The sequence below is a fragment of the Pseudomonas sp. NPDC077451 genome, assembly GCF_044543345.1.
Classification (GTDB): domain Bacteria; phylum Pseudomonadota; class Gammaproteobacteria; order Pseudomonadales; family Pseudomonadaceae; genus Stutzerimonas.
This window is the reverse complement of record NZ_JBITVX010000013.1, coordinates 57,751-79,894: the sequence shown is the minus strand read 5'-3', so window position 1 is coordinate 79,894 and position 22,144 is coordinate 57,751. Positions and strand designations below refer to the sequence as shown.

General features: G+C 62.7%; 20 protein-coding genes. 8 read left to right on the top strand and 12 right to left on the bottom strand.

Annotated elements, in window-relative coordinates; all coding sequences use genetic code 11:
- Positions 1–91 precede the first annotated feature (91 nt).
- Positions 92–391, top strand: coding sequence for a PlzR type 4 pili assembly inhibitor (gene plzR / locus ACIGHL_RS18275; protein ID WP_128119876.1), 300 nt, complete (start codon positions 92–94; stop codon positions 389–391).
- Here plzR and ACIGHL_RS18270 read toward each other — a convergent pair.
- From ACIGHL_RS18270 to ACIGHL_RS18240, 7 genes are all read right to left on the bottom strand, one after another.
- On the bottom strand, positions 388–1,515 hold the full coding sequence (locus tag ACIGHL_RS18270) for an ABC transporter permease (protein ID WP_045423256.1): 1,128 nt from the start codon (positions 1,513–1,515) through the stop codon (positions 388–390). The genes plzR and ACIGHL_RS18270 overlap by 4 nt on opposite strands.
- 1 nt (position 1,516) lies before the next feature.
- Positions 1,517–4,255 carry a ribosome-associated ATPase/putative transporter RbbA gene (gene rbbA, locus ACIGHL_RS18265; protein WP_128119875.1) on the bottom strand — a complete coding sequence of 913 codons (2,739 nt, stop codon included), beginning with the start codon at positions 4,253–4,255 and terminating at the stop codon, positions 1,517–1,519.
- Positions 4,252–5,328, bottom strand: a complete 1,077-nt coding sequence (locus ACIGHL_RS18260; RefSeq protein ID WP_045423260.1) for an HlyD family secretion protein — start codon at positions 5,326–5,328, stop codon at positions 4,252–4,254. The genes rbbA and ACIGHL_RS18260 overlap by 4 nt, the downstream gene beginning before the upstream one ends.
- A 111-nt stretch (positions 5,329–5,439) precedes the next feature.
- The gene (locus tag ACIGHL_RS18255; protein ID WP_128119874.1) at positions 5,440–6,060 is read right to left on the bottom strand and encodes an ABC-type transport auxiliary lipoprotein family protein; all 621 of its coding nucleotides are present in this window, start codon (positions 6,058–6,060) and stop codon (positions 5,440–5,442) included.
- Complete coding sequence (locus ACIGHL_RS18250; protein WP_128119873.1) at positions 6,057–6,995, bottom strand: MlaD family protein; 939 nt, start codon at positions 6,993–6,995, stop codon at positions 6,057–6,059. Before ACIGHL_RS18250 ends, ACIGHL_RS18255 begins: the two co-directional genes overlap by 4 nt.
- Positions 6,995–7,783: an ABC transporter ATP-binding protein gene (locus ACIGHL_RS18245; protein ID WP_045423267.1), complete on the bottom strand. Its 789-nt coding sequence runs from the start codon at positions 7,781–7,783 to the stop codon at positions 6,995–6,997. The genes ACIGHL_RS18250 and ACIGHL_RS18245 overlap by 1 nt, the downstream gene beginning before the upstream one ends.
- The gene (locus ACIGHL_RS18240; RefSeq protein ID WP_446697683.1) at positions 7,780–8,982 is read right to left on the bottom strand and encodes an MlaE family ABC transporter permease; all 1,203 of its coding nucleotides are present in this window, start codon (positions 8,980–8,982) and stop codon (positions 7,780–7,782) included. The genes ACIGHL_RS18245 and ACIGHL_RS18240 overlap by 4 nt, the downstream gene beginning before the upstream one ends.
- Positions 8,983–9,265: 283 nt before the next feature.
- On the opposite strand from ACIGHL_RS18240, the gene ACIGHL_RS18235 reads away from it, so the two are divergent.
- The gene (locus ACIGHL_RS18235; RefSeq protein ID WP_128119872.1) at positions 9,266–9,673 is read left to right on the top strand and encodes a VanZ family protein; all 408 of its coding nucleotides are present in this window, start codon (positions 9,266–9,268) and stop codon (positions 9,671–9,673) included.
- 15 nt (positions 9,674–9,688) lie between these two features.
- Here the strand turns inward: ACIGHL_RS18235 and ACIGHL_RS18230 are convergent, their stop codons facing one another.
- Positions 9,689–10,342 (bottom strand): DUF2238 domain-containing protein, encoded by a 654-nt coding sequence (locus ACIGHL_RS18230; protein WP_128119871.1) that lies wholly within the window; start codon positions 10,340–10,342, stop codon positions 9,689–9,691.
- A 138-nt stretch (positions 10,343–10,480) separates the two neighbouring features.
- Between ACIGHL_RS18230 and coxB the strand changes: the two genes are divergently transcribed.
- From coxB to ACIGHL_RS18200, 6 genes are read left to right on the top strand one after another with little or no spacing between them, the layout of a single operon-like run.
- Positions 10,481–11,500: a cytochrome c oxidase subunit II gene (coxB, locus tag ACIGHL_RS18225; protein ID WP_128119970.1), complete on the top strand. Its 1,020-nt coding sequence runs from the start codon at positions 10,481–10,483 to the stop codon at positions 11,498–11,500.
- Positions 11,497–14,025, top strand: coding sequence for a cytochrome c oxidase subunit I (ctaD, locus tag ACIGHL_RS18220; protein WP_128119870.1), 2,529 nt, complete (start codon positions 11,497–11,499; stop codon positions 14,023–14,025). The genes coxB and ctaD overlap by 4 nt, the downstream gene beginning before the upstream one ends.
- A complete protein-coding gene (locus ACIGHL_RS18215; protein ID WP_128119869.1) occupies positions 14,022–14,447 on the top strand; it encodes a hypothetical protein in 426 nt (141 codons plus the stop codon). Before ctaD ends, ACIGHL_RS18215 begins: the two co-directional genes overlap by 4 nt.
- Complete coding sequence (locus ACIGHL_RS18210; protein WP_216707036.1) at positions 14,444–15,073, top strand: cytochrome c oxidase assembly protein; 630 nt, start codon at positions 14,444–14,446, stop codon at positions 15,071–15,073. The genes ACIGHL_RS18215 and ACIGHL_RS18210 overlap by 4 nt, the downstream gene beginning before the upstream one ends.
- Complete coding sequence (locus ACIGHL_RS18205) at positions 15,054–16,325, top strand: c-type cytochrome (RefSeq protein WP_206606862.1); 1,272 nt, start codon at positions 15,054–15,056, stop codon at positions 16,323–16,325. The genes ACIGHL_RS18210 and ACIGHL_RS18205 overlap by 20 nt, the downstream gene beginning before the upstream one ends.
- 3 nt (positions 16,326–16,328) lie before the next feature.
- Entirely contained in the window at positions 16,329–16,937 is a 609-nt protein-coding gene (locus ACIGHL_RS18200; RefSeq protein ID WP_128119868.1) for a DedA family protein, read from the top strand.
- Positions 16,938–16,972: 35 nt separating this feature from the next.
- Here the strand turns inward: ACIGHL_RS18200 and ACIGHL_RS18195 are convergent, their stop codons facing one another.
- The 4 genes from ACIGHL_RS18195 to ACIGHL_RS18180 all read right to left on the bottom strand — a co-directional run bounded on the left by ACIGHL_RS18195 (position 16,973) and on the right by ACIGHL_RS18180 (position 22,029).
- Positions 16,973–18,157 carry a polysaccharide pyruvyl transferase family protein gene (locus tag ACIGHL_RS18195; RefSeq protein ID WP_128119867.1) on the bottom strand — a complete coding sequence of 395 codons (1,185 nt, stop codon included), beginning with the start codon at positions 18,155–18,157 and terminating at the stop codon, positions 16,973–16,975.
- 8 nt (positions 18,158–18,165) lie between these two features.
- Entirely contained in the window at positions 18,166–19,224 is a 1,059-nt protein-coding gene (locus ACIGHL_RS18190) for a nitroreductase family protein (RefSeq protein ID WP_128119866.1), read from the bottom strand.
- Positions 19,221–20,549, bottom strand: a complete 1,329-nt coding sequence (locus ACIGHL_RS18185) for a flippase (protein ID WP_128119865.1) — start codon at positions 20,547–20,549, stop codon at positions 19,221–19,223. The genes ACIGHL_RS18190 and ACIGHL_RS18185 overlap by 4 nt, the downstream gene beginning before the upstream one ends.
- Positions 20,550–21,267: 718 nt before the next feature.
- The gene (locus ACIGHL_RS18180; protein WP_128119864.1) at positions 21,268–22,029 is read right to left on the bottom strand and encodes a TerC family protein; all 762 of its coding nucleotides are present in this window, start codon (positions 22,027–22,029) and stop codon (positions 21,268–21,270) included.
- Between the last annotated feature and the right edge of the window lie 115 nt (positions 22,030–22,144).

Here is a 22,144-nt window from a genome sequence, read left to right as displayed (position 1 = left end):
ACGTTAGGGTAATTCGACCAAAGCGGCGATGCAGGCAGGTGGCAAAAATGCAGTAACATCATGCTGATATCAACTGTTAGGTGGCAATGGAATGCACACTTGTAACGAGCAACTCGCCGAGTTTCTGAGCATGACAGCGCGCAGCCTGTCGCAACTGAGCGAGGCCGTGACCACCTACTCGTTCGAAATGATGGCCAGCGAAGACCCTGCCGTGCGCATCGCTAGCCGCCGCATGGTGTCGCGGGTCTCGCAGATCCAGTCGACCTTTGAGCACCAGCTACGACTGTTCGGTGCGCTGACCGGCGTCGAGCACGCTGCGTGCGGTTCAGTATTGGAGGTCGAACTGCAGCCGTCGCCCGAGGTTGACCCGTCTACCGGCTACGACCGCTAACGCAACGACTGCCGCAGCCGCGACAACGCACCGAGGAAGAACACCGCGCCGATCGCCAGCAGCGCCAGCAATTGTGGCCAGATCACCGAGACGCCAGCGCCGCGGAAGAGAATGGCCTGCGCCAGTTCGACGAAATGGGTGGTCGGTGCCGCTAGCATGATGTGCTGGATCAGCGCAGGCATGCTCTCGCGCGGGGTCACGCCACCGGAGAGGATCTGCAGCGGGATCAACGTGAGGATTACCAGCAGACCCAGTTGCGGCATCGAGCGCGCCACCGTGCCGAAGAAGATGCCCATGGACGTCGCGGCAAACAGGTGCAGCGCGGCGCCACTGGCAAACAGCAGCAGCGAGCCCTGAATCGGAATGTCGAGCCAACCCTCGACCACGAAGCGCAGCGCGAACGCCGCGGCGGCCAACACCACCAATCCCATCGCCCAGACCTTACCGACCATGATCTCGAACGGCGTCACCGGCATCACCAGCAGATGCTCGATGGTGCCGTGTTCGCGCTCGCGGATCAGTGCGGCGCCAGTGAGGATGATCGCCAGCATGGTGATCTGGTTGATCACCTCGTTCACGGCGCCGAACCAGGCGCGATTCAGGTTGGGGTTGAAGGCCGTGCGCACGACGGCTTCGACCGGCAGGGCATCAACGCTGCGGTAGCGTCGGACGAAGTCGGCCGTCTCGCTGGCGATGATCTGCTGGATCTGGCCTGCCCCGGTGAACGCCTGGCTGACCTGGGTGGCGTCGACATTGAGCTGGATTGTCGGCTGGCGACCGGCCAGTAAATCTGCCTGGAAGTTCGGCGGGATGTTCAGGGTGAAGGTGTAGAGGCCGGCATCCATGCCGCTGTCCATCTGCTGCAGGGTTATGGCCTTGGGCTCAATGAAGTAGGGCAGCTGGAAGGCGTTGACGATGCGCAGCGAGGCCTGCGACCGATCCTCGTCGACCACGGCGATGCTGGCGCGGTGCGGCGCCTCGGGCACGGCGGTGGCGCCTTCGTAGATGGCCAGGGTGAACGAATAGATGATCAGCACCAACATTGCCGGATCGCGGTAGAGGCTGCGCAGCTCCTTGAGGCCGAGCTGGATGATGTTGCTTAGCTTGCGCCGGACATTGGCCATGCTATTTCTCCTGCTTGCGCAGGCCGGCGACGCTGAGCAAGGTCAGCAGCGGAATCGCCAGGAGCATCGGGATGAAATACGGGTACAGGTCGGGCAGGCCCAGCGCCTTGGAAAACACCCCGCGGCTGATGATCAGAAAATGGCTGGTGGGATAGAGTTTGCCGATAACGGCGCCGAACCCTTCCATTGCGGAGGTCGGGTGGATCAGCCCGGAAAATTGGATTGCCGGCAGCAGGGTGACGATGGTGGTGCCGAAAATGGCCGCGATCTGGCTGTTGAGGATCGACGACATCAACAGGCCCAGCCCGGTGGCGCAGGTCACGTAGAGCAACGCGCCGAGGCAGAGGGTCAGGATGCTGCCCTTGATCGGGATACCGAAGACGAACACCGCCAGCAGCGCCAGGGTGGCGAAGTTGAACATGCCCAGGGCGATGTAGGGCAGCTGCTTGCCGAGCAGGAACTCCAGGCGGGTGGTCGGAGTGACGTAGAAGTTGGTGATCGAGCCCAACTCCTTCTCGCGCACGACACCCAAGGCGGTGAGCATCGCCGGAATCATCATCAAGAGCAGCGGAATCATCGCAGGCGCCATGGCTGGAAGGCTCTGCACGTCGGGATTGTAGCGGTAGCGGATGGCGACGTCGGCCGGCGCCAGCGTCCCGTCTATGCCGGCTTCGCGGGCCAGTTGTTGCAGGTAGGTCAGATGGATGCCCTGCACGTAGCCTTTGATGGTGTCGGCCCGCATGGGCATGGCGCCATCGATCCAGAACGCGACCTGAGGCACGGCCCCGCGTTTGAGGTCGCGGCCGAAATTGGGTGGGATTTCCACCGCCAGGCTGATGTCGCCGCTGCGCAGGCGTGCGTCCAGTTCGGCATGGCTGGCCAGCGCCGGCTTTTCCAAGAAGTAGCGCGAGCCGGCGATGTTCTGCAGGTAATGCTGGCTGGTGGTGGTCTGGTCACCGTCGAGCACGGCATAGGTCAGGTTTTCCACGTCGAAACTGACCCCGTAACCCATGATGAACATCAGCAGCATGCTGCCGAGCATCGCCAGCGTTGCGCGGATCGGGTCGCGGCGCAGTTCCATGGCCTCGCGGCGGGTGTAGCTGAGCAGCCGACGCAGGCTGAAACGAGCCTGGCGGGCGCTGCTGCTGGTCGCTTCGATCGGGCCGCGCATAGCGGTTGAGGTGGCTGCCGGCTGTTCGCCGGCATGCGCCGCGGCTTCCTCCAAGTAGGCGATGAAGGTCGCTTCGAGCGTCGGCAGCCCGCGCTTGGTCATCAGCGCCTGCGGCGTGTCACTGTCGAGTACCCGGCCGGCATGCATCAGCGAAATGCGGTCGCAGCGCAGCGCTTCGTTCATGAAATGGGTCGAGATGAAAATGGTCACGCCGTCTTCACGTGACAGCTGCACCAGCAGTTCCCAGAAGCCATCGCGGGCAACCGGATCGACGCCGGAAGTGGGCTCGTCGAGAATCAGGATTTCCGGGTTGTGGATCACCGCCACCGCCAGCGACAGGCGCTGACGCACGCCTAGCGGCAGGCTGCTGGGCAGGCTGTCGGTGTCGCCGGTGAGATCGAAGCGCGAGAGCATCTCCTGCACGCGCGGCGCGCGCCGTTCGACCGGCAGGTGGAACAGCCGGGCGTGCAGGTCGAGGTTTTGCCGCACGGTCAGCTCGCTGTACAGCGAGAAAGCCTGGGACATGTAACCCACGCGTTGGCGGGTCTGCATGTCGTGCGGGTCCACCGGTTTGCCGAACAGCAGCGCCTCGCCCTCGCTGGCCGGCAGCAGGCCGGTGAGCATCTTCATGGTGGTGGTCTTGCCGCAGCCGTTGGAGCCGAGGAAACCGAAGATTTCGCCACGGGCGATGCGGAAATTGACCTGGTCTACCGCGACGAAATCGCCGAAGCGCATGGTCAGACCGTGGGCCTCGATCGCAATGCTGTCGCTATGCGGCTGCGGCGGGATGACCAGTTCTCGATGCTGATTGCGTTTGGCGTCCGGCAGCAGGCGGATGAAGGCCTGCTCCAGCGAGTCGCTGGCGGTGCGCGCCAGCAATTCGGCTGGCGTGCCGGTGGCCAGCACGCGGCCGGCGTCCATCGCCACCAGATGGTCGAAGCGCTGCGCCTCATCCATATAGGCGGTGGCCACCAGTACGCTCATCTGTGGGCGCTCGCGGCGGATGCGCTCGATCAACTCCCAGAACTGTGCACGTGACAGCGGATCGACGCCGGTAGTGGGCTCGTCGAGGATCAACAGATCGGGGTCGTGGATCAGCGCGCAGCAGAGGCCGAGCTTCTGTTTCATGCCGCCGGAGAGTTTGCCCGCCGGCCGTTCGAGAAAGGACGCGAGGCCCGTGCTGCGGGTCAGTTCAGCAATGCGCCAGTGGCGCTCCTCACTCGCCTGGCCGAACAGGCGGCCGAAGAATTCGAGATTCTCGAAAACGGTGAGTGTTGGATACAGATTCTTGCCCAGCCCCTGAGGCATGTAGGCGATACGCGGGCAGACCCTGCGTCGGTGGCCGGGATCGGCGATGTCGCCGCCGAGTACGCCTATCGAGCCCTGCTGCAGCTTGCGCGCCCCGGAGATCAACGCCAGCAGGCTGGACTTGCCCACCCCATCGGGGCCGATCAGGCCGACCATGCATCGCGCGGGCAAGGTCAGCGTCAGCTCATCCAGAGCACGCGTCTTGCCGTATTGCAGGCTGACCCCGGCAACCTGCACCACCGAATCGAGCGGCTCGCTCATGGCGTTACATTGATCTGCAGATCGGCGGGCCACTCGCTTTCAGCGTCGAGCTTCAGATAGGCCATGCCCGGCAGGCCGGTCTTGACCTGCTCCATGTGACGCTTGAGCAGTTCCGGATCGATGCGTGCCTTGACCCGGAACATCAGTTTTTCGCGCTCGCTTTCGGTTTCCACGGTCTTGGGTGTGAATTGCGCCACGCTGGCCACATAGCTGACCTTGGCCGGAATCACGTACTGCGGGGCGGCGTCGATCACCAGCCGTACCTCGGCGCCGATCGCCACGCGTCCGGCCTGACGTTCGGGCAGGAAGAAGGTCATGTAGACGTCGGCCAGATCGACCAGATTGAGCAGCTTGCCCCCCGCGCCGAGGACTTCGCCGGGCTGCGCTACGCGGTATTGCACGCGAGCCACCCGGTCGCTCTTCAGTTCGCTGTCGCGAATGTCCGCTTGCAGTCGCTCAACGCCGGCTTGTGCCGCCTCGACAGCCGAGCGCGCCTCGATCACCTGGGATTTCGCTGCGGCAATGCCGGCGTCGGCAGACACCACTTGTGAGCGTGCGGCGGCGAGCGCCGCCTGGGCGCTTTGCATCGCGGCCAAGTCATCGTCGAGCTGCTGTCGCGCCATGGCGTTGCGCGCGACCAGGGTTTCGGTCCGTTGGTGGCGCTTCTGGGCGGCGGTCAGTTCGGCTCGGCGCTGGGTGACGACGGCTTCGGCGGTGGCGCGCTCGCTTTCCCGCTGAGCGACCATGGCCTCTGCGGTGAGGATGGCATTCTCGCCCTGGCGGACCTGCGCACGCGCCTGGTTCAATTGCGCCTGGAGCACATCGGTATCCATACGCGCCAGTACCTGGCCCGGCTGGACGAAATCACCCTCGTCCACGAGGATTTCAATCACCCGGCCCGGGCTCTTGGTGGCGACATCAATCTCGGTCGCTTCGATGCGACCATTACCGCTGGCGAACCCTTCGCCAAGACCGCTGGGGCGCAATTCGCTCCACAGCAGCGCCCCAATGACGGCAATCACGGCGGCGGCTGCAAGAACCTTGAGTGCGGCTCGGGTGCGTGGCTGACTCATGACTCTGCTCCGGCTATTAAACGTCCGGAGTCATCTTAGGCGCTCTAATACGCTACTTGTGTGTATCTGGATCAATTCCGAGGCGATTAACGCCTACCGTACGGCAGTTGCTCAGGGCAGTTGTCGGGCATGGCTCAGCGTCCATTCGAGAATATCGGCACTGAGCCTGTCGCTGGCCTGGCCGAAGGCCTCGACCACACTTTCCACGCTGGGGTCGGCGCTTGGCTGACGGACTTCGAAGCGGCGGTTGGCCAGGGTGCGCTGGTCGTTGCGATTGACCAGCCGCGCATCGAGGGTAATCACCACCACCGGCTTGCCATCGATGTAGACAGTCTGGAAGGCGCGCAGATCGCTGTGCAGGCTGAGGTCTGCATAGAGATTGACGTCTTCATTGCTTACTGAAGGCATGCGCCCGTCGCGCTGGAAGGCTTCGATCAAGCGGTCGCGCAGCAGCACCGGCGCAGCGTCGCTCCAGCGTGCGCCGCCGTAGGCACTGATTTCGTTGCCCTGCGGCACGACGGCGATGCGCTGGCCGGAGAGAACGCGGCTGGCCTGCGGTGTGTTGATGCGCAGCGCCTGCTGGATGGTCGGCTCGCTGGCTTGCTGCGGCGTCGGTGTGGTCGGCAGCAAAAAGATCCGCAGGGTCTCGGACTCCGGCAGAACCGAACAGGCGGCGAGGGCCGAGAGCAGCCCGAGCAGCGCAAAGCGGGACAGGGATTGGCGAAGGCTCATGGGTTGAACTCCTGCAGTTTGTCGCGGCCGAGGAGGAAACCACTCGGGTTGTCTTCCAGGCGCTGGGTGACCCGGCGCAGCGCACCGAGGGTGCTGCGCAATTCGTTGATCGCCGGGCCGAGTTCGTTGAAGCCCTGCATGCCATTGTTCAGCGCGCCCTGATTTTCTTCGAGCAAGGTATCCAGGCGCGCGGTGGTGCGGTCCAGCGCGCTCATTGACTGCGCTGCGCTGTCCAGCACGCTGCGGCCCTGATCATCGAGCAGGTCGTTGGCGTTGCGTGTCAGGCTCGACAGCTCACCCATCACGGTATTGGCCTGTTGGCTCAGTTGGTTGAATTGCTGGAGCGTCTGGGCCAGATCGCCGCGTTGCTCCGAGAGCACACTGGTGGCCTGTTCCAGGTGTTCCAGCGTGCGGCTCAGGCGCGTGGTGTTCTCCTCGGAGAAGATCTGGTTGGCGCTGAGCAGCAGGTTGTTGATGTTGCTCATCAGGTCTTCGCCGTTTTCCAGCAGTGCGCTGAGTGAGGACGGGTCGGCGATGATTAGCGGTGGGTCTTCGCGGTCGCCTTCGAGCCGCGGGGCATCCGGGGTGCCGCCGTGCAGCTGGATGACCATGCTGCCGGTGATATTGGCCAGCGCCAGGCGCGCCTGGGTATCGGTTTTGATGGGGGTGCCGGCGTAAACGCGGATCCGCGCTCGAACCTTGCGCGGGTCGTCTGGCTGCAGCCACAGCTCGGTGACATCGCCGACCTTGATGCCGCTGTATTCCACCGAGCTGCCACTCGACAGTCCGCTGACGGCCTGGCTGAAGCCGATAACGTAATAGCTGTATTCCCGGTCCATGCTGGATTTGCCCAACCACAGGGCGAAGAGCAGGGCGCAGCCGACGGCTGCCACGGTAAACAGTCCGATCAATACATGATGGGCGCGAGTTTCCATTATGGTTTCTCCAACCGTTGCGCGGCTTCGTGCGCGGCGCGGCCACGAGGGCCGTGAAAATATTCGCGAATCCATTCGTCGTCAGTGGCGGCGACCTTTTCCAGCGTGTCGACCACCAGTACGCGTTTTTGCGCCAGCACGGCAATGCGGTCGCAGATGGTGTACAGCGTGTCTAAGTCGTGGGTGACCAGAAATACGCTGAAGCCCAGCGCATCGCGCAGGGTCAGGATCAACTGGTCGAAGGCCGCTGCGCCGATCGGGTCGAGGCCTGCGGTGGGTTCATCGAGAAACAGCACCTCCGGATCCAGCGCCAGCGCGCGAGCCAGGGCGGCGCGCTTGACCATACCGCCGGACAACTCGTCGGGATACTTGCAGGCGGCTTCCGGCGGCAGACCAGCCAGCGCCAGCTTCTGTCGTGCCAGATGTTCGGCATCGGCGCGCTTGAGGCCGATGTGCTCGATCAGCGGCAAGGCAACGTTTTCCTGGAGGTTGAGCGAGGTGAACAGGGCGCCGCGCTGGAACAGCACGCCGAAGCGCCGCTCGACTTCCGAGCGGCGCTGGGTCGAGAGCTTCAGCAGGTTCTCACCGAACACCTTCACGCTACCGGCATTGGGCCGGCGCAGGCCGACGATGCTGCGCAGCAGCACCGACTTGCCAGTGCCGGAACCGCCGACCACGCCAAGGATTTCGCCGCGACGGATATCCAGATCGAGATTGACGTGCACCGCCTGTTTGCCGAAGCGATTGACCAGGCCCTGGACCTGGATCACGGGTTCGTCTGTTCTCACCAGCCCATCTCCATGAAGAACAGGGCGGCGACCGCATCGAGCAGGATCACCATGAAGATCGATTGCACCACGCTGGAGGTGGTGTGTTCGCCCACCGACTGCGCGCTGCCGCTGGCCTTGAAGCCCTCGAGACAGCCGATCACTGCGATCAGGAAGGCGAACACTGGCGCCTTGGCCATGCCGACCAGAAAGTGGTTGAGCGGGATGTCGCGCTGCAAGATGGTGAAGAACATGGCGGGCGAAATGTCCAGCGCCAAGGAGCAGACCACCAGCCCGCCGACGATGCCGCTGAGAATGCCGATAAAGGTCAGGATCGGCAGCGTGATGAGCATCGCCAGCACCCGTGGCAGTACCAGCAGCTCGATGGGGCTCAAGCCAAGGGTGCGGATGGCGTCGATTTCCTCGTTGGATTTCATCGCCCCGATCTGTGCGGCAAAAGCGCTCGCGGTGCGCCCGGCTAGCAGGATCGCCGCCAGCAACACGCCAAATTCACGCAGAAACGAGAAGGCAACAAGGTTGACCGTGTAGATGGTCGCGCCGAAATCGGCCAGCACCGTGGCGCCTAGAAAAGCCACCACCGCACCGACCAGAAAGGTCAGCAGGGCGACGATGGGGATCGCGTCCAGCCCGGTTTGCTCGATGTGCGCCACCAACGCTGTGACCCGCCAGCGCCGCGGGTTGGGGAGCACGGTGAACAGGGTCTGTAGGGTCAGGCCAATGAAGCCGAGCAGAGTGCGCTGCTGATTCCAGACACCCGACACGGTACGTCCAACATGGGCCAGCACATCGGCAAAGCCATTGGTGGCCGGCGCCTGCTCGGCTTCTGGCTGGTCCAGCGCGGCGGCGACGGTTTTCAACAAGGCTTGGCGTTCCGCTGGCAGCTGCGGCGCCCAGTCGCTCAGGCGGGCCACCCGTGCGGGGCCGATCAGTTCGATCAGTAGCCCGGCGCCCGCGGTATCCAGCTCGCCAAGCGAGTCGAGTTCGACCCGATCGGTGTCCGTGACCTGGCGGCGCGTGCGCTCTATCTCCCGCCGCAGCGTCGCGTAGTGCTGCAGGGTCCAGTCGCCGCCAATGGTGAGTGTGGCGTGGGCGTCCTGTGTCGGCTGCCGCTGCAGACTGCCTGGCAGCGAAGTGGGGTGCGTCAAAGTGGTATCCCGTAGTGCTGGTAGCGGGGCGGCATACGCCGTTACCCGTAGCATTGCCCAGATCCTAACAGTTCGGACCTCGATCACGAGGTTACGTTTAGGTCTCTGAGGCTTCGAATATGGGCAGTTGGTCAATAGCGGCGCAATTTGTTACAGGCCGGCACGAACTATCGACCGCTTCCGACCTCCATAGCGTGCACGCCGACGACCATGCTCGGTACGCGCTGCGTCGAGGGGCTGCTATCTTACGCCGCCTTTGTTGACGTCTTCATCACGCCCGCGATTCGGGCCCTGCCAACTTCACCTTTCCGATCTCAGCAAGAGCTACCGATTGCCTATGAATTACTTGCGCGTCCTGCCGTTCCTCGCGGTGCTAGCGGTCATCCTCTTCAGCGGATTGCGGCCGGAACCGGTTCCCCAGGTGTTCGACCAGCAGGACAAGCTGCATCACATGCTTGGCTTCGCCGCGCTGATGTTCTCGCTGCGCCTGGCCTTTCCGCAGTGGAGCGTGTTCTGGGCCGTGGCGGCAAGCCTGGCGGCGGCCACGCTGATCGAAGTCGGGCAGAGCCTGCTGCCCAATCGACAGGCGTCGCTGGGCGACATGCTCGCCAATACCCTTGGCGTTCTGCTTGGCTGGGGTTGCGCATACGTGGCTCATCAGTGGTACCTGCGCCGGATCGGCGTGACCACAGATCCCGAGCCATCCGAGTTGCCCGAGCGGCTGGGAGACACCGCCCGTCCGTGAGATCGGTGACAGTCGTCATCCGGCCGAGTCGCCATGCCGGCGCCGTGTTCGGCTGACGATTCCGGTAAGGATCATGGCGATCAGCGCGCCGCCGGCTGCCAGGGCGATGTCCTTCTGTGGGTCCCAGCGATCATTCTGAGTGGCGAGAAAGGTGCGCCCCAGGCCGCCGTCTAGCACTTCCGCGCCTGCCCATTCGATCAGCTCGTAGATCGCCGAGGTCGACAGCACGATGTCTATCGGCAATACCAGGCTCCAGAATCCAGGGCGCAGGCCCATGCGCACCAGCACCTCACGCATCGGATAGGCCAGCAGCAGCCCATAGCTGAAGTGCGCCAGGCGGTCGAACTGATTGCGCTCCCAACCCAGCTGTTCATTCAAGCCTTCGCCGGTCAGCGCCTGCCACCAATCGTTGTAAGGCACGTTGGCGTAGGTGTAATGAGCGCCAAGCTGATGGATGCAGAGATAAAGGAAGATCAGTGTCGCGGCGCTGCGGGAGGGCAGGTAGTGCTTGTGCCCCAGCAACAAGGCCGCTGCCAACCCCACCACCAAGAGGTTCTCCAACAGCCAGTCATGGCGGTTGAACGGATCGATCGCCAGCGCACCCCAGATCAACAGGAACAGGCCGACCAAGGTCAAAAGGTAGCGTCGGTGTCGTCTGTCGGTGGCCATGCGTTCTCCAAAGTCGATTTCCTTGTTTTTTAGGACAAGCGCAACGACCTAAGGGTCCACCGCTTACGAATTCGACCGGTTATCCAACTTTTCCCGCCTGCGGAGTGTCACAAAACGTGACCCACAGCGAGGCGGACCATGCGGCTGACCCTAACAAACGACCTCACCACAGCACGCTTGCAGCCGCATGGCGTCTGCCTGTTGCTGCTGAGTGCGGTGCTGGTGGGGTGCGACGGGCAGCAGTCGGCGCTGAACCCCGCTGGTGCCGGCGCACAGAGCATCGCCACATTGTTCTGGTGGATGGCGGGCGGTGCGCTGGTCATCTGGCTGGTGGTGATGGGCATCGCCCTGTATGCCACCCAGGCACACCCGGAAGCTCACGGTATCCGCAGTGCCCGTTGGCTGATCATCGGTGGCGGGATCATTTTCCCCGTCGTGGTTTTGACCGGCCTGCTGATCTACGGGCTGATGCTGATGCCACAGCTGCGCTCCGCCGAAAATGTCGCCCTGCGTGTCGATGTGTCGGGTGAGCAGTGGTGGTGGCGGGTGCGCTACCGGACCGATGCGGGGGAGGCCGTCGAACTGGCGAACGAAATAAGGCTGCCGGTGGGTGAGCGGGTGGCCTTCAGCCTGACCAGCCCGGACGTGATCCACTCGTTCTGGATCCCATCGCTGGGCGGCAAAGTCGACATGATTCCCGGTCGGGTCAACGAGCTGGTGCTGGAGCCCACCGAGACCGGCACCTTCCGTGGCGCCTGCGCCGAATACTGCGGCACCTCCCACGCGCTGATGAATTTCGCCGTAGTAGTGATGACCCGTGAGGCCTTCGATCAATGGCTAGCCGAACAGGCAGAGCCCGCGCAGCAACCGGAAACGGAACTGCAGCAGGTGGGCCAGCAGGCCTTTCTCGCCAATGGCTGCGGTGCCTGTCATCAGGTGCGCGGCACGGCCGCCGACGGTACGGTCGGGCCCGACCTGACCCACGTTGGCAGCCGCCTGACCCTGGCAGCCGGCACGCTGCCGGCCGATGTCGACGCCTTCCGGCGCTGGATCGGCCACAGCAGCGCGATCAAGCCAGACGTGAAAATGCCCGCCTTCGGCATGCTGCCTGAGGCACAGCTGAGCGCCATGGCGCATTACCTGAAGGGCCTTGAATGAGCGAGCCGATTGCATACCGCGACCCGCAGGACGAAGCCCGCGCCAAAGGGCAGGCCGAACGCCTGGCCGCAGCCTGGAAGACACCCACCGGCTGGCGTTACTGGTCTGCGGTAAACAACACCGAGGTGGGCCTCTGGTACACCGGCGTGTCGTTCCTGTTCTTCCTCTTTGCCGGCGTGCTGGCGATGCTGATTCGCGCTCAGCTGGCGGTGCCGAATAACGATTTCCTGTCGGCCGAAACCTACAACCAGGTGTTCACGCTGCACGGCTCGGTGATGATGTTTCTCTTCGGCGTGCCGATCTTCGAAGCCTTCTCCATCCTGATCCTGCCGCAGATGCTCGGCGCACGAGACTTGCCGTTCCCGCGTCTGTCGGCCTATGGCTTCTGGTGTTTCATCATTGGTGGCGTGTTCGTTTGTGGCTCGATCTTTTTCGGCGTCGCGCCCCAGGGTGGCTGGTTCATGTACCCGCCGCTCACCACCACCTATCAGGACGGCCTCGGCGCGGATATCTGGCTGCTCGGGCTGTCATTCATCGAAGTGTCCTCGATCGCGGCGGCGGTGGAGCTGATCGTCGGCGTGCTGAAAACACGGCCGCCGGGTATGCGCATCAACCTGATCCCGCTGTATTCCTGGTACATCCTGGTGGTTGCCGGAATGATCCTGTTCGCGTTTCCACCGCTGATCGCGGGCGACCTGTTGTTCGAGCTGGAGCGCGCATTCGATTGGCCGTTCTTCGATGCCAGCCGTGGCGGCGACCCGCTGCTCTGGCAGCACCTGTTCTGGATCTTCGGCCACCCCGAGGTTTACATCATCTTCCTGCCCGCCGTGGCGCTGGTGGCGACCATCGTGCCCACCGCAGCCGGGCGGCCCATCGTTGGCTACAGCTTCATCGTGCTGGCCGCGGTCGGCACCGGCTTCATCAGTTTCGGGCTGTGGGTCCACCACATGTTCACCACCGGGATGCCGGGCATCTCGCTGGCCTTCTTCTCGGCGGCGTCCGAAGCGGTGGCGATCCCCACCGGGGTGCAGATCTTTTGCTTCCTCGCGACAGCATTGGCGGGACGCTTCGTCAAATCGGTGCCGATGCTGTTCGTCGCCGGTGCGCTGGCGATCTTCGTGCTGGGCGGGCTGACCGGCGTGATGGTGGCGCTGGCGCCGTTCGATTTCCAAGCGCACGACACCTATTTCATCGTCGCGCACCTGCACTACGTGCTGATCGGCGGCATGCTGTTCCCGGTCATCGCCGGCCTCTACTACTTCTTCCCGCTGGCGATGAGCAAGACGCTGTCCGACCGGCTCGGGCGGATCGCCTTCTGGCTGATGTTCATCGGCTTCAACATCGCCTTTCTGCCCATGCACTTCACCGGTCTGCTCGGGATGCCGCGGCGTGTCTACACCTATGCGCCGGGTATGGGCTTTGACGTGCTGAATATGGTGTCCACGGTGGGCGCTTTCATCCTCGCCGCCGGCGTCGCGGTGCTGGTCTGGGATGTGTTGCGGCCCAAGGGCAAACAGCCCTACAGCAAGCGCAATCCGTGGAACGCCGGGACCCTTGAATGGCTGGCCGAAATGCCCGGCAGGGCCTGGGGCGCGCGTTCGATTCCGATCATCAAGAGCCGCTACCCACTGTGGGATCAGCCAGACCTGATGCGGGACGTGGATGCTGGTCGCTTCTACCTGCCCGACGCCGAGGAGGGCAAACGCGAGACCCTGATCAGCAGCATCATTGATGCCGAGCCGATCCAGTGCCTGCGCGTGCCGGGCCCCACCTTCTTGAGCATGTGGGCGGCCATCTTCACCGGTGGGCTGTTCATCTTCGCGACCTACAGCTGGTACGTCGCAGCGCTGGTAAGTGCCGGCCTCGCGCTGATCACCATCCTCATCTGGCTGTGGACCGGAACGGCGGTGATCCCGGAAAAGCCAAAAAAGGATATCGGCCTGGACGTGACGGTGCCGCTTTATGCCTCGGGTGCCAAGTCGGTGGGCTGGTGGGCGACCTTTATCACCATGATCGGCGACATGAGCGCTTTTGGCAGTCTGGTATTCGGCTACTTCTTCTTCTGGACCGTGCACGAGAATTTCCCGCCCGCCGATGCCGCCGGCCCCGGCGTGTTCTGGCCGGTATTGGGGCTGGGGTTGATCGCAGCGTCCTGGGCGCTGACGCTGCTGGCGCGGCACTGCAACTTTCGCGATCAGGCGGCGGGCTTCTACGGCTCGCTGGGGCTGGCGGCGATCTGCACCCTGGCGGGGGCCTACTCCATGTGGGCCGGGCCGCATTTCAGTGGCCTCGATCCGACCAGCAATGTCTATCCCGCCACGGTGTGGGTGCTGGTGCTCTGGTGCCTGATACACCTGTCCATCGGCCTGATCATGCAGCTCTATTGCTTGGCGCGACGTGCGGCCGGCCGGATGACGGCGGTGCATGACATCGATATCCGCAATATCGCGTTGTACTGGCATTTCATGCTCATCACCGTCGGCGTGACCGTCGCGGTCATCGCCGGCTTTCCGGAGGTGCTATGAGTGAAAACCTGAGCGAACAGCAACGGAATGGCGATCAGCAAGCCCCTGAAGCACCGCCGCAAGAGCGCGACACCCTCTGGCTGATCACCTTCAGCCCGACCATCTGGGCGGCGCATTTTCTGCTGTCCTATCTGGCTGTGTCCGTGTGGTGCGCGAAGGTGGCGGGCCGCAGCGGCGAGCTGGGCGACATTCGCATCGCCATCGGCGTGCTGACACTGATCGCGCTGGTCGGCATTGGATTGACCGGCTGGAAAGGCTGGCGTCACCACTCCTTTGGGCATGCAACGGCGCCGCATGATTTCGACACCCCCGGCGATCGCCATCGCTTCCTTGGCTTCTCGACGCTGCTGTTGAGCGGCCTGAGCTTCGTTGCGACGATCTTCGTGGCGCTGTGCGTGTTGTTCATCAGGAGTTGCGCATGATCTGGCGCCCCCTATCGCTGATGCTCGGCCAGACCACGCTGGGCGCGGTCTGGCTCGGGCCCTTGCCAGACATGGCCGATCGGCTGTTCGTCGGCCATATGCTGATGCACGTGATGGTGGTGGCGGTGGCGGCGCCGTTACTGGCGATCGGCCTTGCTGGCGGCCGGTTTGATTTCTCCAATCGCATCCCGTTTCTGTTCTCGCCGATCCTGGCTTCGGTGATCGAGTTGTTCGTGGTCTGGGCCTGGCACATGCCGGCGCTGCACCATGCGGCGCGCACCTCGCAATCGGCGGAGTTGTTGGAACAGGCCAGCTATCTGTTCGTTGGGCTGTTGGTCTGGCTCGCGGCATTCGGCGGCGTGCGTCATCAGCGCGCGCTGGCCGGCATTGCCGGCCTGCTGCTGACCTCGATGCACATGACGCTACTCGGCGTGCTGCTGGCGATGTCGAGCCGACCGCTGTTCGAGCACACCGGCTCGGCACTCTCAGGCATGAGCCCGCTCGAGGATCAACAGATGGGCGGCGTGATCATGTTGGCTTTCGGCGGCAGCGCCTATCTCATCGGCGGGTTGTATCTGCTTTTTGGGCTTTTACAGGACAAGCGCAATGCCTTTTCAGTCAGCTAAACGCATGGTCCGGCGATGCTCGGCGCCGCTGCGGCGCTGGCTCTGCTGGCTGACCGGTGGCTCGTGGAAGCGCGTTGTGGCGGCCATCGCGTTGATGGCAGCGTTGGCGGGGACGGGCGCGTTCGTGCTGGTTTCGCTGGGACTGGTCTCGATCAGTGCCAGCTCGGGTCACTGGAAGGCGACCGGCTGGATGCTGCATTACGCCATGCGGCGTGCAGTGAGCACGCAGTCGATGGGCATCAAGGTGCCGCCGCTGGACGATCCGGCGTTGGTGCTCAAGGGGGCTGGCCACTATCACACGGGCTGCCTGGCCTGCCATGGCGGCCCAGGGCAGGAACGCTCGCTGATCGCCCAGCAGATGACGCCCGAGCCGCCTTACTTGCCGCCGCGGATCGAGCACTGGGAGCCGCAGGAGTTGTTCTGGATTGTGAAGAATGGTGTGAAATTCACCGCCATGCCGGCCTGGCCCGCGCAGAAGAGGAACGATGAGGTCTGGGCCGTGGTGGCGTTCCTCCAGGCGATGCCGAGCATGTCGCCCGAGCGCTATACGCAGCTTGCGCTGGGCTGGCGCAGTGAAGAGACGGTCAAACCCGTCACGCCCGATCATCTGCGGCCGTTGAAGGATCCGCTCGGTCCGGTGTTGGCCAACTGCAACCGTTGCCATGCCGAAGACGGCGGCGGCCGGGGCGAGGGCGCGTTCCCCCGATTGGCCGGGCAGAGCGAGGCATATTTGCTCGGTGCGCTGCAGGCGTACGCAAGGGGCGAGCGGTATAGCGGCGTCATGCAGCCGATCGCCGCAGGTCTGGAGCCGGCGGTGCTCGAAGCACTGGCGCAGCATTACGCCGATCTGCCGCCAGTCAGTCGCACAGACGCTCCAGAGCCGACGCCGGACATCCTGGCCCAGGGCCTGTCGCTGGCGGAGCGCGGTGTGCGTGAACGCGGCATCCCGTCCTGCGTCCACTGCCACGGTCCCAAGGACGGTCCTCGCAATCCGATGTATCCAAACATCGCCGGGCAGTACGCTCGCTACCTGAACTTGCAGCTGGAGCTGTTCACGGCGGGTAAGCGTGGCGGTACGGAGTACGCCCATATCATGCACAGCGCCGCGCAGCGGCTCACGCCGGAGCAGATGCAGGCACTGGCCGATTACTACGCGTCGTTGCCGACAAAGGTGGCCGGGGCGCTCGATAAGCCCGCCCCAACCCTGACCGAGCCGTCCGCGCAGACCCCTTTACCGCAAAAGCAGAGGTAACCGATGTTCGACAAAATCGTGGAAATCGTTTCGGCATTGGGCTACGTCGGGGTTTTCCTGCTGATGTTGCTGGAGAACATCTTCCCGCCCATCCCGTCGGAGCTGATCATGCCGCTGGCCGGCTTCGTCGCGGCGCGGGGTGATCTCAACTTCATCGCGGTGATTCTGGTCGGCACTGCTGGCTCAGTAGTCGGTGCGCTGCCCTGGTACTACGCCGGCGCCAAACTCGGTCAGAAGCGCATGAAGCATTTCGCCGAGCGCTGGGGGCACTGGTTGACCCTGTCGCCGGAGGACGTCGACAAGGCCAGCGACTGGTTCGATCGCCACGGCAAGGGCGCAGTGTTCTTTGGCCGCCTGATTCCGGCGGTCCGCACGCTGATTTCGGTGCCCGCGGGTATCGCCGGAATGTCGATGACCAAATTTCTGGTCTATTCGACGCTGGGCTCGCTGATCTGGACGGCCTTGCTGGCGCTGGCCGGTTACCTGCTGGAGTCGCAGTACCAGAAAGTCTCGGAGTACCTCAACCCGGTTTCCACCGCGATCGTGGTGCTGATGGTGCTCTATTACCTGTATCGGCTGATTCGTCAGCGCTTTGCCAGCAAAAAACAGTAGACCGTGACGCCATTTCGCGGCGCCACGGTGGTCACTCAGGCCGCGCCAGCGGTGTGGTGCTGCGCCTGGTGTGTACGCTGACACTGGTCAATCACGGCGAAGACCTGCTGCCACATCTGCTCGGATTGTTGCTTGAGCTGAGCGGTACGGGTCTGGATCAACGCCTGGATCCGCGCGGCATCATCCGTCACCAAGTCGATCTTGCGCTTGATTTCCGCCTCGTCAGTGGTGACCTGAACCAGCCCTTCGGGGAAGCCGTAGTCTTCAAACAGCATCTGGTACTTGTGGCTCCAGCCCGTGGCCAAGGCTGGCACGCCTTGGGATAGCGCGCTGACCAACCCGTGGAAACGACTGCCCAGGGTGCCGCTGCAGGCGCCGAGGATGCCTTTGATTTCCAGTGCACCGCTTTCCTTGACGATCGGAATGCCGCCTACCGCCGCAGACAGTTCGTCAGCCAGGCGCTGATCGTCCTTGCCTTCATGCACCAGCACGAAAGGCTTGGCGCCCTTTTCCAACAGGTAGCGTGTGCAGCTGATCAGGAACGGCAGGTAGGCATCGCGCGTCTTCTGGTCGGTCTTGTCCAGCATTCGGCAGTTGGGGACGATGCAGAAACGGTTCTGCTCGGTATCGAAGCCCTGCGGCAGCACACCGGTGATGAGGTTGGTGAAGTCCGGTGATTGCTTGATCTTCGCCTGCTCACCCACCAGCTCGGTGAGATGCTCGTAGGACACCCGCTCGCGCGGGAAAATCAGATCGACGTTATCGACCACCGTTTTCATTGCCGCCCGGTTTTTCTCCGATTTGAACGGCCCAAGCGCTTGCGGCATCAGGATCACCCGGGTGCCGTTCTTGTGCCAGCGCTTGGTCGACTGTGCCAGCTCCGCACAGGGGTCTTCGCCCCACTGATCGCTGTAGGCGAAGCCCGCCGCATCGATGACCACATCGACTTCCTTATCCAGCACCACGCCGTACATCTCGCGCAGCGGACGTGGCGCGAAGTTGGCCAGCGTGCCCCACTGGATGCCGTAGCGCCACAGCCAGGCCTTGGGATAGAAACCCAGCTGGACCAGCTTGCGAAACGGCTGCTCGGCTTTTTTCGGGGTCGGGGCCATGACGAAGGTAGCGTCCGGATACCGGGTCCTCAGTTTCTGCAATGCCGCGTGCAACATCAGCTCAGCGCCTTTATTGACGAAGCCTGCCTTTCTGATCTCGATAATCATCGCTTACCTCAGTTGAATACAATCAAGTCGTCTGCGGTCTTCTTGTCCGAATAAGGAATCCCTCCCGTTGGATCGGCATAGCCCACCGCAAGGAGCATCACAGTGCGTTCCTGGTAGGCCAGACCCAGTATTTTCGCCAGTTGACGTTCTCTTTCTTCGACGTCAGGCCAGTTGATCGAGCAGCTCGACAAGCCCAGGCTTTCCAGTGCCAGCATCAGCTGCATGGCGGCCAGCGAGCCGTCGATATAGACCACGTGGCGGTCGCGTGCCTCTGGATAGCAGCCCAGGTCGCCGACTACAGCAATCACGCAGGGCAAATTGTCGTGGAAACCCGCCGTGCCGCCGGCGCACTTTGCGACCTCGGCGGCCTTTTCCTTGCCGTTGCTGACATAGAAGCGAAACGGCTGGCGGTTGCAGGCCGACGGCGCCAGAGCCGCGGCGCTTACCGCCTGTTCGATCAGCTCATTGCTGACCGGCTTGTCCTGATACCAGCGAACCGAGCGGCGACGGCGGAACAGCACCATCAGCTCGTCATAGCTGACCGGGCAGTCCGGCAGTTGGCTGTGGGGGTAGGGCACGCAGCGGTTGGTTTCGTTGGGGTTCTCGGTGCTGGTGAAGGCGCGCTTGGCCGAGTCGATGCGCGGCGTGCTGCCAACGGCTGAGAAATAGTCAGTAAGTACATCGTTGGCCCAGCGCTGTTGGCCGTTGATCACGCCGGCCCGGGTCGCATCGGCATAGCAACGAACCGTCGGGCCGATGTAGTCCTCGGCAAAGGTGCTGCGCCGTGGACGCATGATCAGGCCCTTCTCCAGGCGATGCACGTTGCGCCGCAGGAAGGCATCGTTCTCGCCCTTGCCGCGCATCCGCTGAGCGAAATGCAGCCGGCCCAGCAGCACCGCACGGTGTTCACGGTCGAATTCACGACTGATCAGGCAGTAATAGGCAGAAGACAAGAAGCCGCTGGAGGAAAACAGGCGGACCAGGGCCAGGCCAGTGTTGTCCCGGGTCGCTTTGATGGCGTTCTTCACAGGATCAGGCAAGGCTCTGGCGAGCGACATGAGGCTCATCGGGTGGCTCCTACGGCGTTGAATGCGTAACGGACCGGGCTGAACATCGACTTGGTCATCATGTAGAACACCGGGCGGGTCTTCTTGTGCACCAGCAGTGCAGCGTATGAAGCAACCGCATAAGAAATGAGCGTGGCCATGGCGGCGCCTTCACCGCCGTACCGAGGAATCAGCAGCAGGTTGAGGCCGACATTGGCCAGCGCGCCGAGGCCCTGGGTGATCAGCGAAAACATCAGTGCGCCCTCGATCAAGATCCAACGGCTGAACGCCGCTCGCATGAAGATGAACACGCCGGCCCAGATATGGATGGTGAGGATCGATGCGGAGTTCTGGTACTCGTCGCCGAACAGCAGGGCGATCAGAGGTTCGGCGACGAGCGACACCAGCACCGCTACGGCAATGGCGAGAATGAACAGGACGTCGAAGAGCTGCTGGAAGCGCTTGTTGAACAGCGCCAGGTCGGCCGCATGCAGCTTGATCAGCTTGGGGAAGAACGACGCGACGATGGCGATCGGCAGGAAGTACCAGGCCTCGGAGAGCTGTGCGGCCACGGCATAAACGCCCACCTCCTCGGCACCCACCATCCACTTGAGCATGACCTGATCGATCTTCATGTAGATCACTGCGAAGATCGAACCGACGTAGAGAATCCAGCCCTGGCTGAGCAGCTCTTTGGCCTTGGCGAAGCTGGCCTTCCAGCTCATCAGCGAGACCGTGGTGGTGCCTTTGTAGAGCAGTGCGAGGATCACCGCGGCGATGATGAACTGCGCGGTATGCGCGAAGGCGAAGGCTATGACGCCGGCGCCGCTGACGACCATCAACAGCTTGAGGCCGGCGGAGAGCAGGATCGCACTGGACTTGGCGATGGCCGGATAGCGGGCCTGCACCTGAGACTGGAACCAGTATTCCACCACGTCAAACGTCTGGAAGAAGATCGCCGAGGCGACGATCAGCAGCATCCAGAACTCGGTGCCGCCAACTTCTTCGAACACCCACGCGTAAACGAAGACCAGAATGAAACCGAGGGTCATGCCGGTCAGCTTAAGCATGAAGGTGGTGCCCAGCGTCTCCGGAACCTTGTCCGGCTGCTTCACCACCTCGCGCACCACCAGGCCTGCCAGTCCCATGTGACCGGCCGAGGCGAAGATCGCAGTCATGGAAATGGCGTAAGCGAGAATCCCGAACTGTTCCGGTCCCAGATAGCGGGCCAGCACGATCGCCATGAGAAAGCCCACGCCGATGTTCAGCAGCCGCTCCGCCATCATCCATGAAGCATTGAACAGGTACAGCTTGAGTTTGTGGAAGAGGGTGGTGATAGCGCTCATCGAGTGGCTCGGCTCCTCAAGGCTGGCTCCGTGGTGGCAAGCATTGCCTTCAGTTGCGCTGGAGTGGCGACGCACAGCAGACCGCGTTTTGTCTGGCATGTTCCGGACGCAGACATTTGGAAATGGATCGCGGTGCAATCCGCTGAAAGGCTGGCCAAGGGCCTTTAGAGCGAATCGGGTGCCGGCAAATGTCGGGCTGATTACAGGTGAGATGACTAGGCGAAAACCTGCCTGCGAACACAGCCAGTAGGGACTGATGGCCAATCGAAGGCACCGATTCGCCTCGCTGTGATTAATCTGATGGCCTTTTCATTCTAAAAGTGGAACTTTTGCCATCACTGCCCCTCTTAACCCTGCTGCCGCTGTTAGCCGCTCCCTGACCCATTTCGATGTGCCATGGAACGCCTAGCTCGGCGACCAGTGAAGTGACTTTCAGCTGGTGCATGGCTGCCGCGAAGGATCTCGCGAAGCGTCAGGACTGACGCAAGGAATCGCTGCTCGGAGCGGCCGAAGGGACAGGACTCAGCCCAAACAGAAGAGCCCCGCATCGTTTGATGCGGGGCTTTTTTGTTTCTGCCTTACCGGTGCGAGAGACGTGCCGCTAAATTGCATGGCCGGTTGCTGTGTGCAGACCGCTGGCGCTGGGCATCCGAACTCACCTCGCTCCTGTTGCGCAGCCCTAGTACGCCCGGCTAGGCCGGGCATCGACAGAATGGTATTAACGAGCCGACTCAGGCAGCTTTCGCTTGGCGCGTCGAGACAGTATGTTCAGCACCTCTATACCGGCCGAGAATGCCATCGCTGCATACACATAGCCCTTCGGTACATGCGCGCCGAAGCCTTCGGCAATGAGCGTCATGCCGATCATGATCAGAAAGCCCAGGGCGAGCATCACAACCGTAGGGTTATCGTTGATGAACTTGGCCAACGGATTAGCGGCAACGAGCATCACGGTCACTGCGACGACGACAGCGATCACCATGATCGAGACATGTTCGGTCATACCAACCGCAGTAATGATGCTGTCGATGGAGAACACGAGATCAAGTAGCAGTATCTGCGCGATGGCTGCACTGAAACCCATCGTGACCGCGTTCTCGAGCGGCTTGCCCTCAAACATATCGCCGCCAGGGGTTGGGTCCATGGTGTGGTGAATTTCTTTCGTGGCCTTCCACAACAGAAACAAACCACCCGCAATCAGAATCATGTCCTTCCAGGACAAGGCGTTTCCGAACAGTTCGATTACCGGCTCGGTCAACTGAACAATCCAGGCTACGGTACCTAGCAGGCCCAGCCGCAGCACCAACGCCAAGCCGATACCGATGCGTCTGGCACGCTCGCGCTGATGCTCGGGAAGCTTGTTGGTCAGGATGGAGATGAAGATTAGGTTATCGATACCTAGTACCACCTCCATGGCAATCAACGTGGCCAGAGCCACCCAGGTGGTAGGTTCGGAAAAAAGCTGAATAAGCGATTCCATCAAGACTCTCAAGCAGAAGGTTGCGATCAGAACCCACTCCGGAATTGGATGGGGAGCAAAATCATAGCCACAAACCATCCTGGCGAGGCCCGAGCACTCGGCCCGATTTGTATCA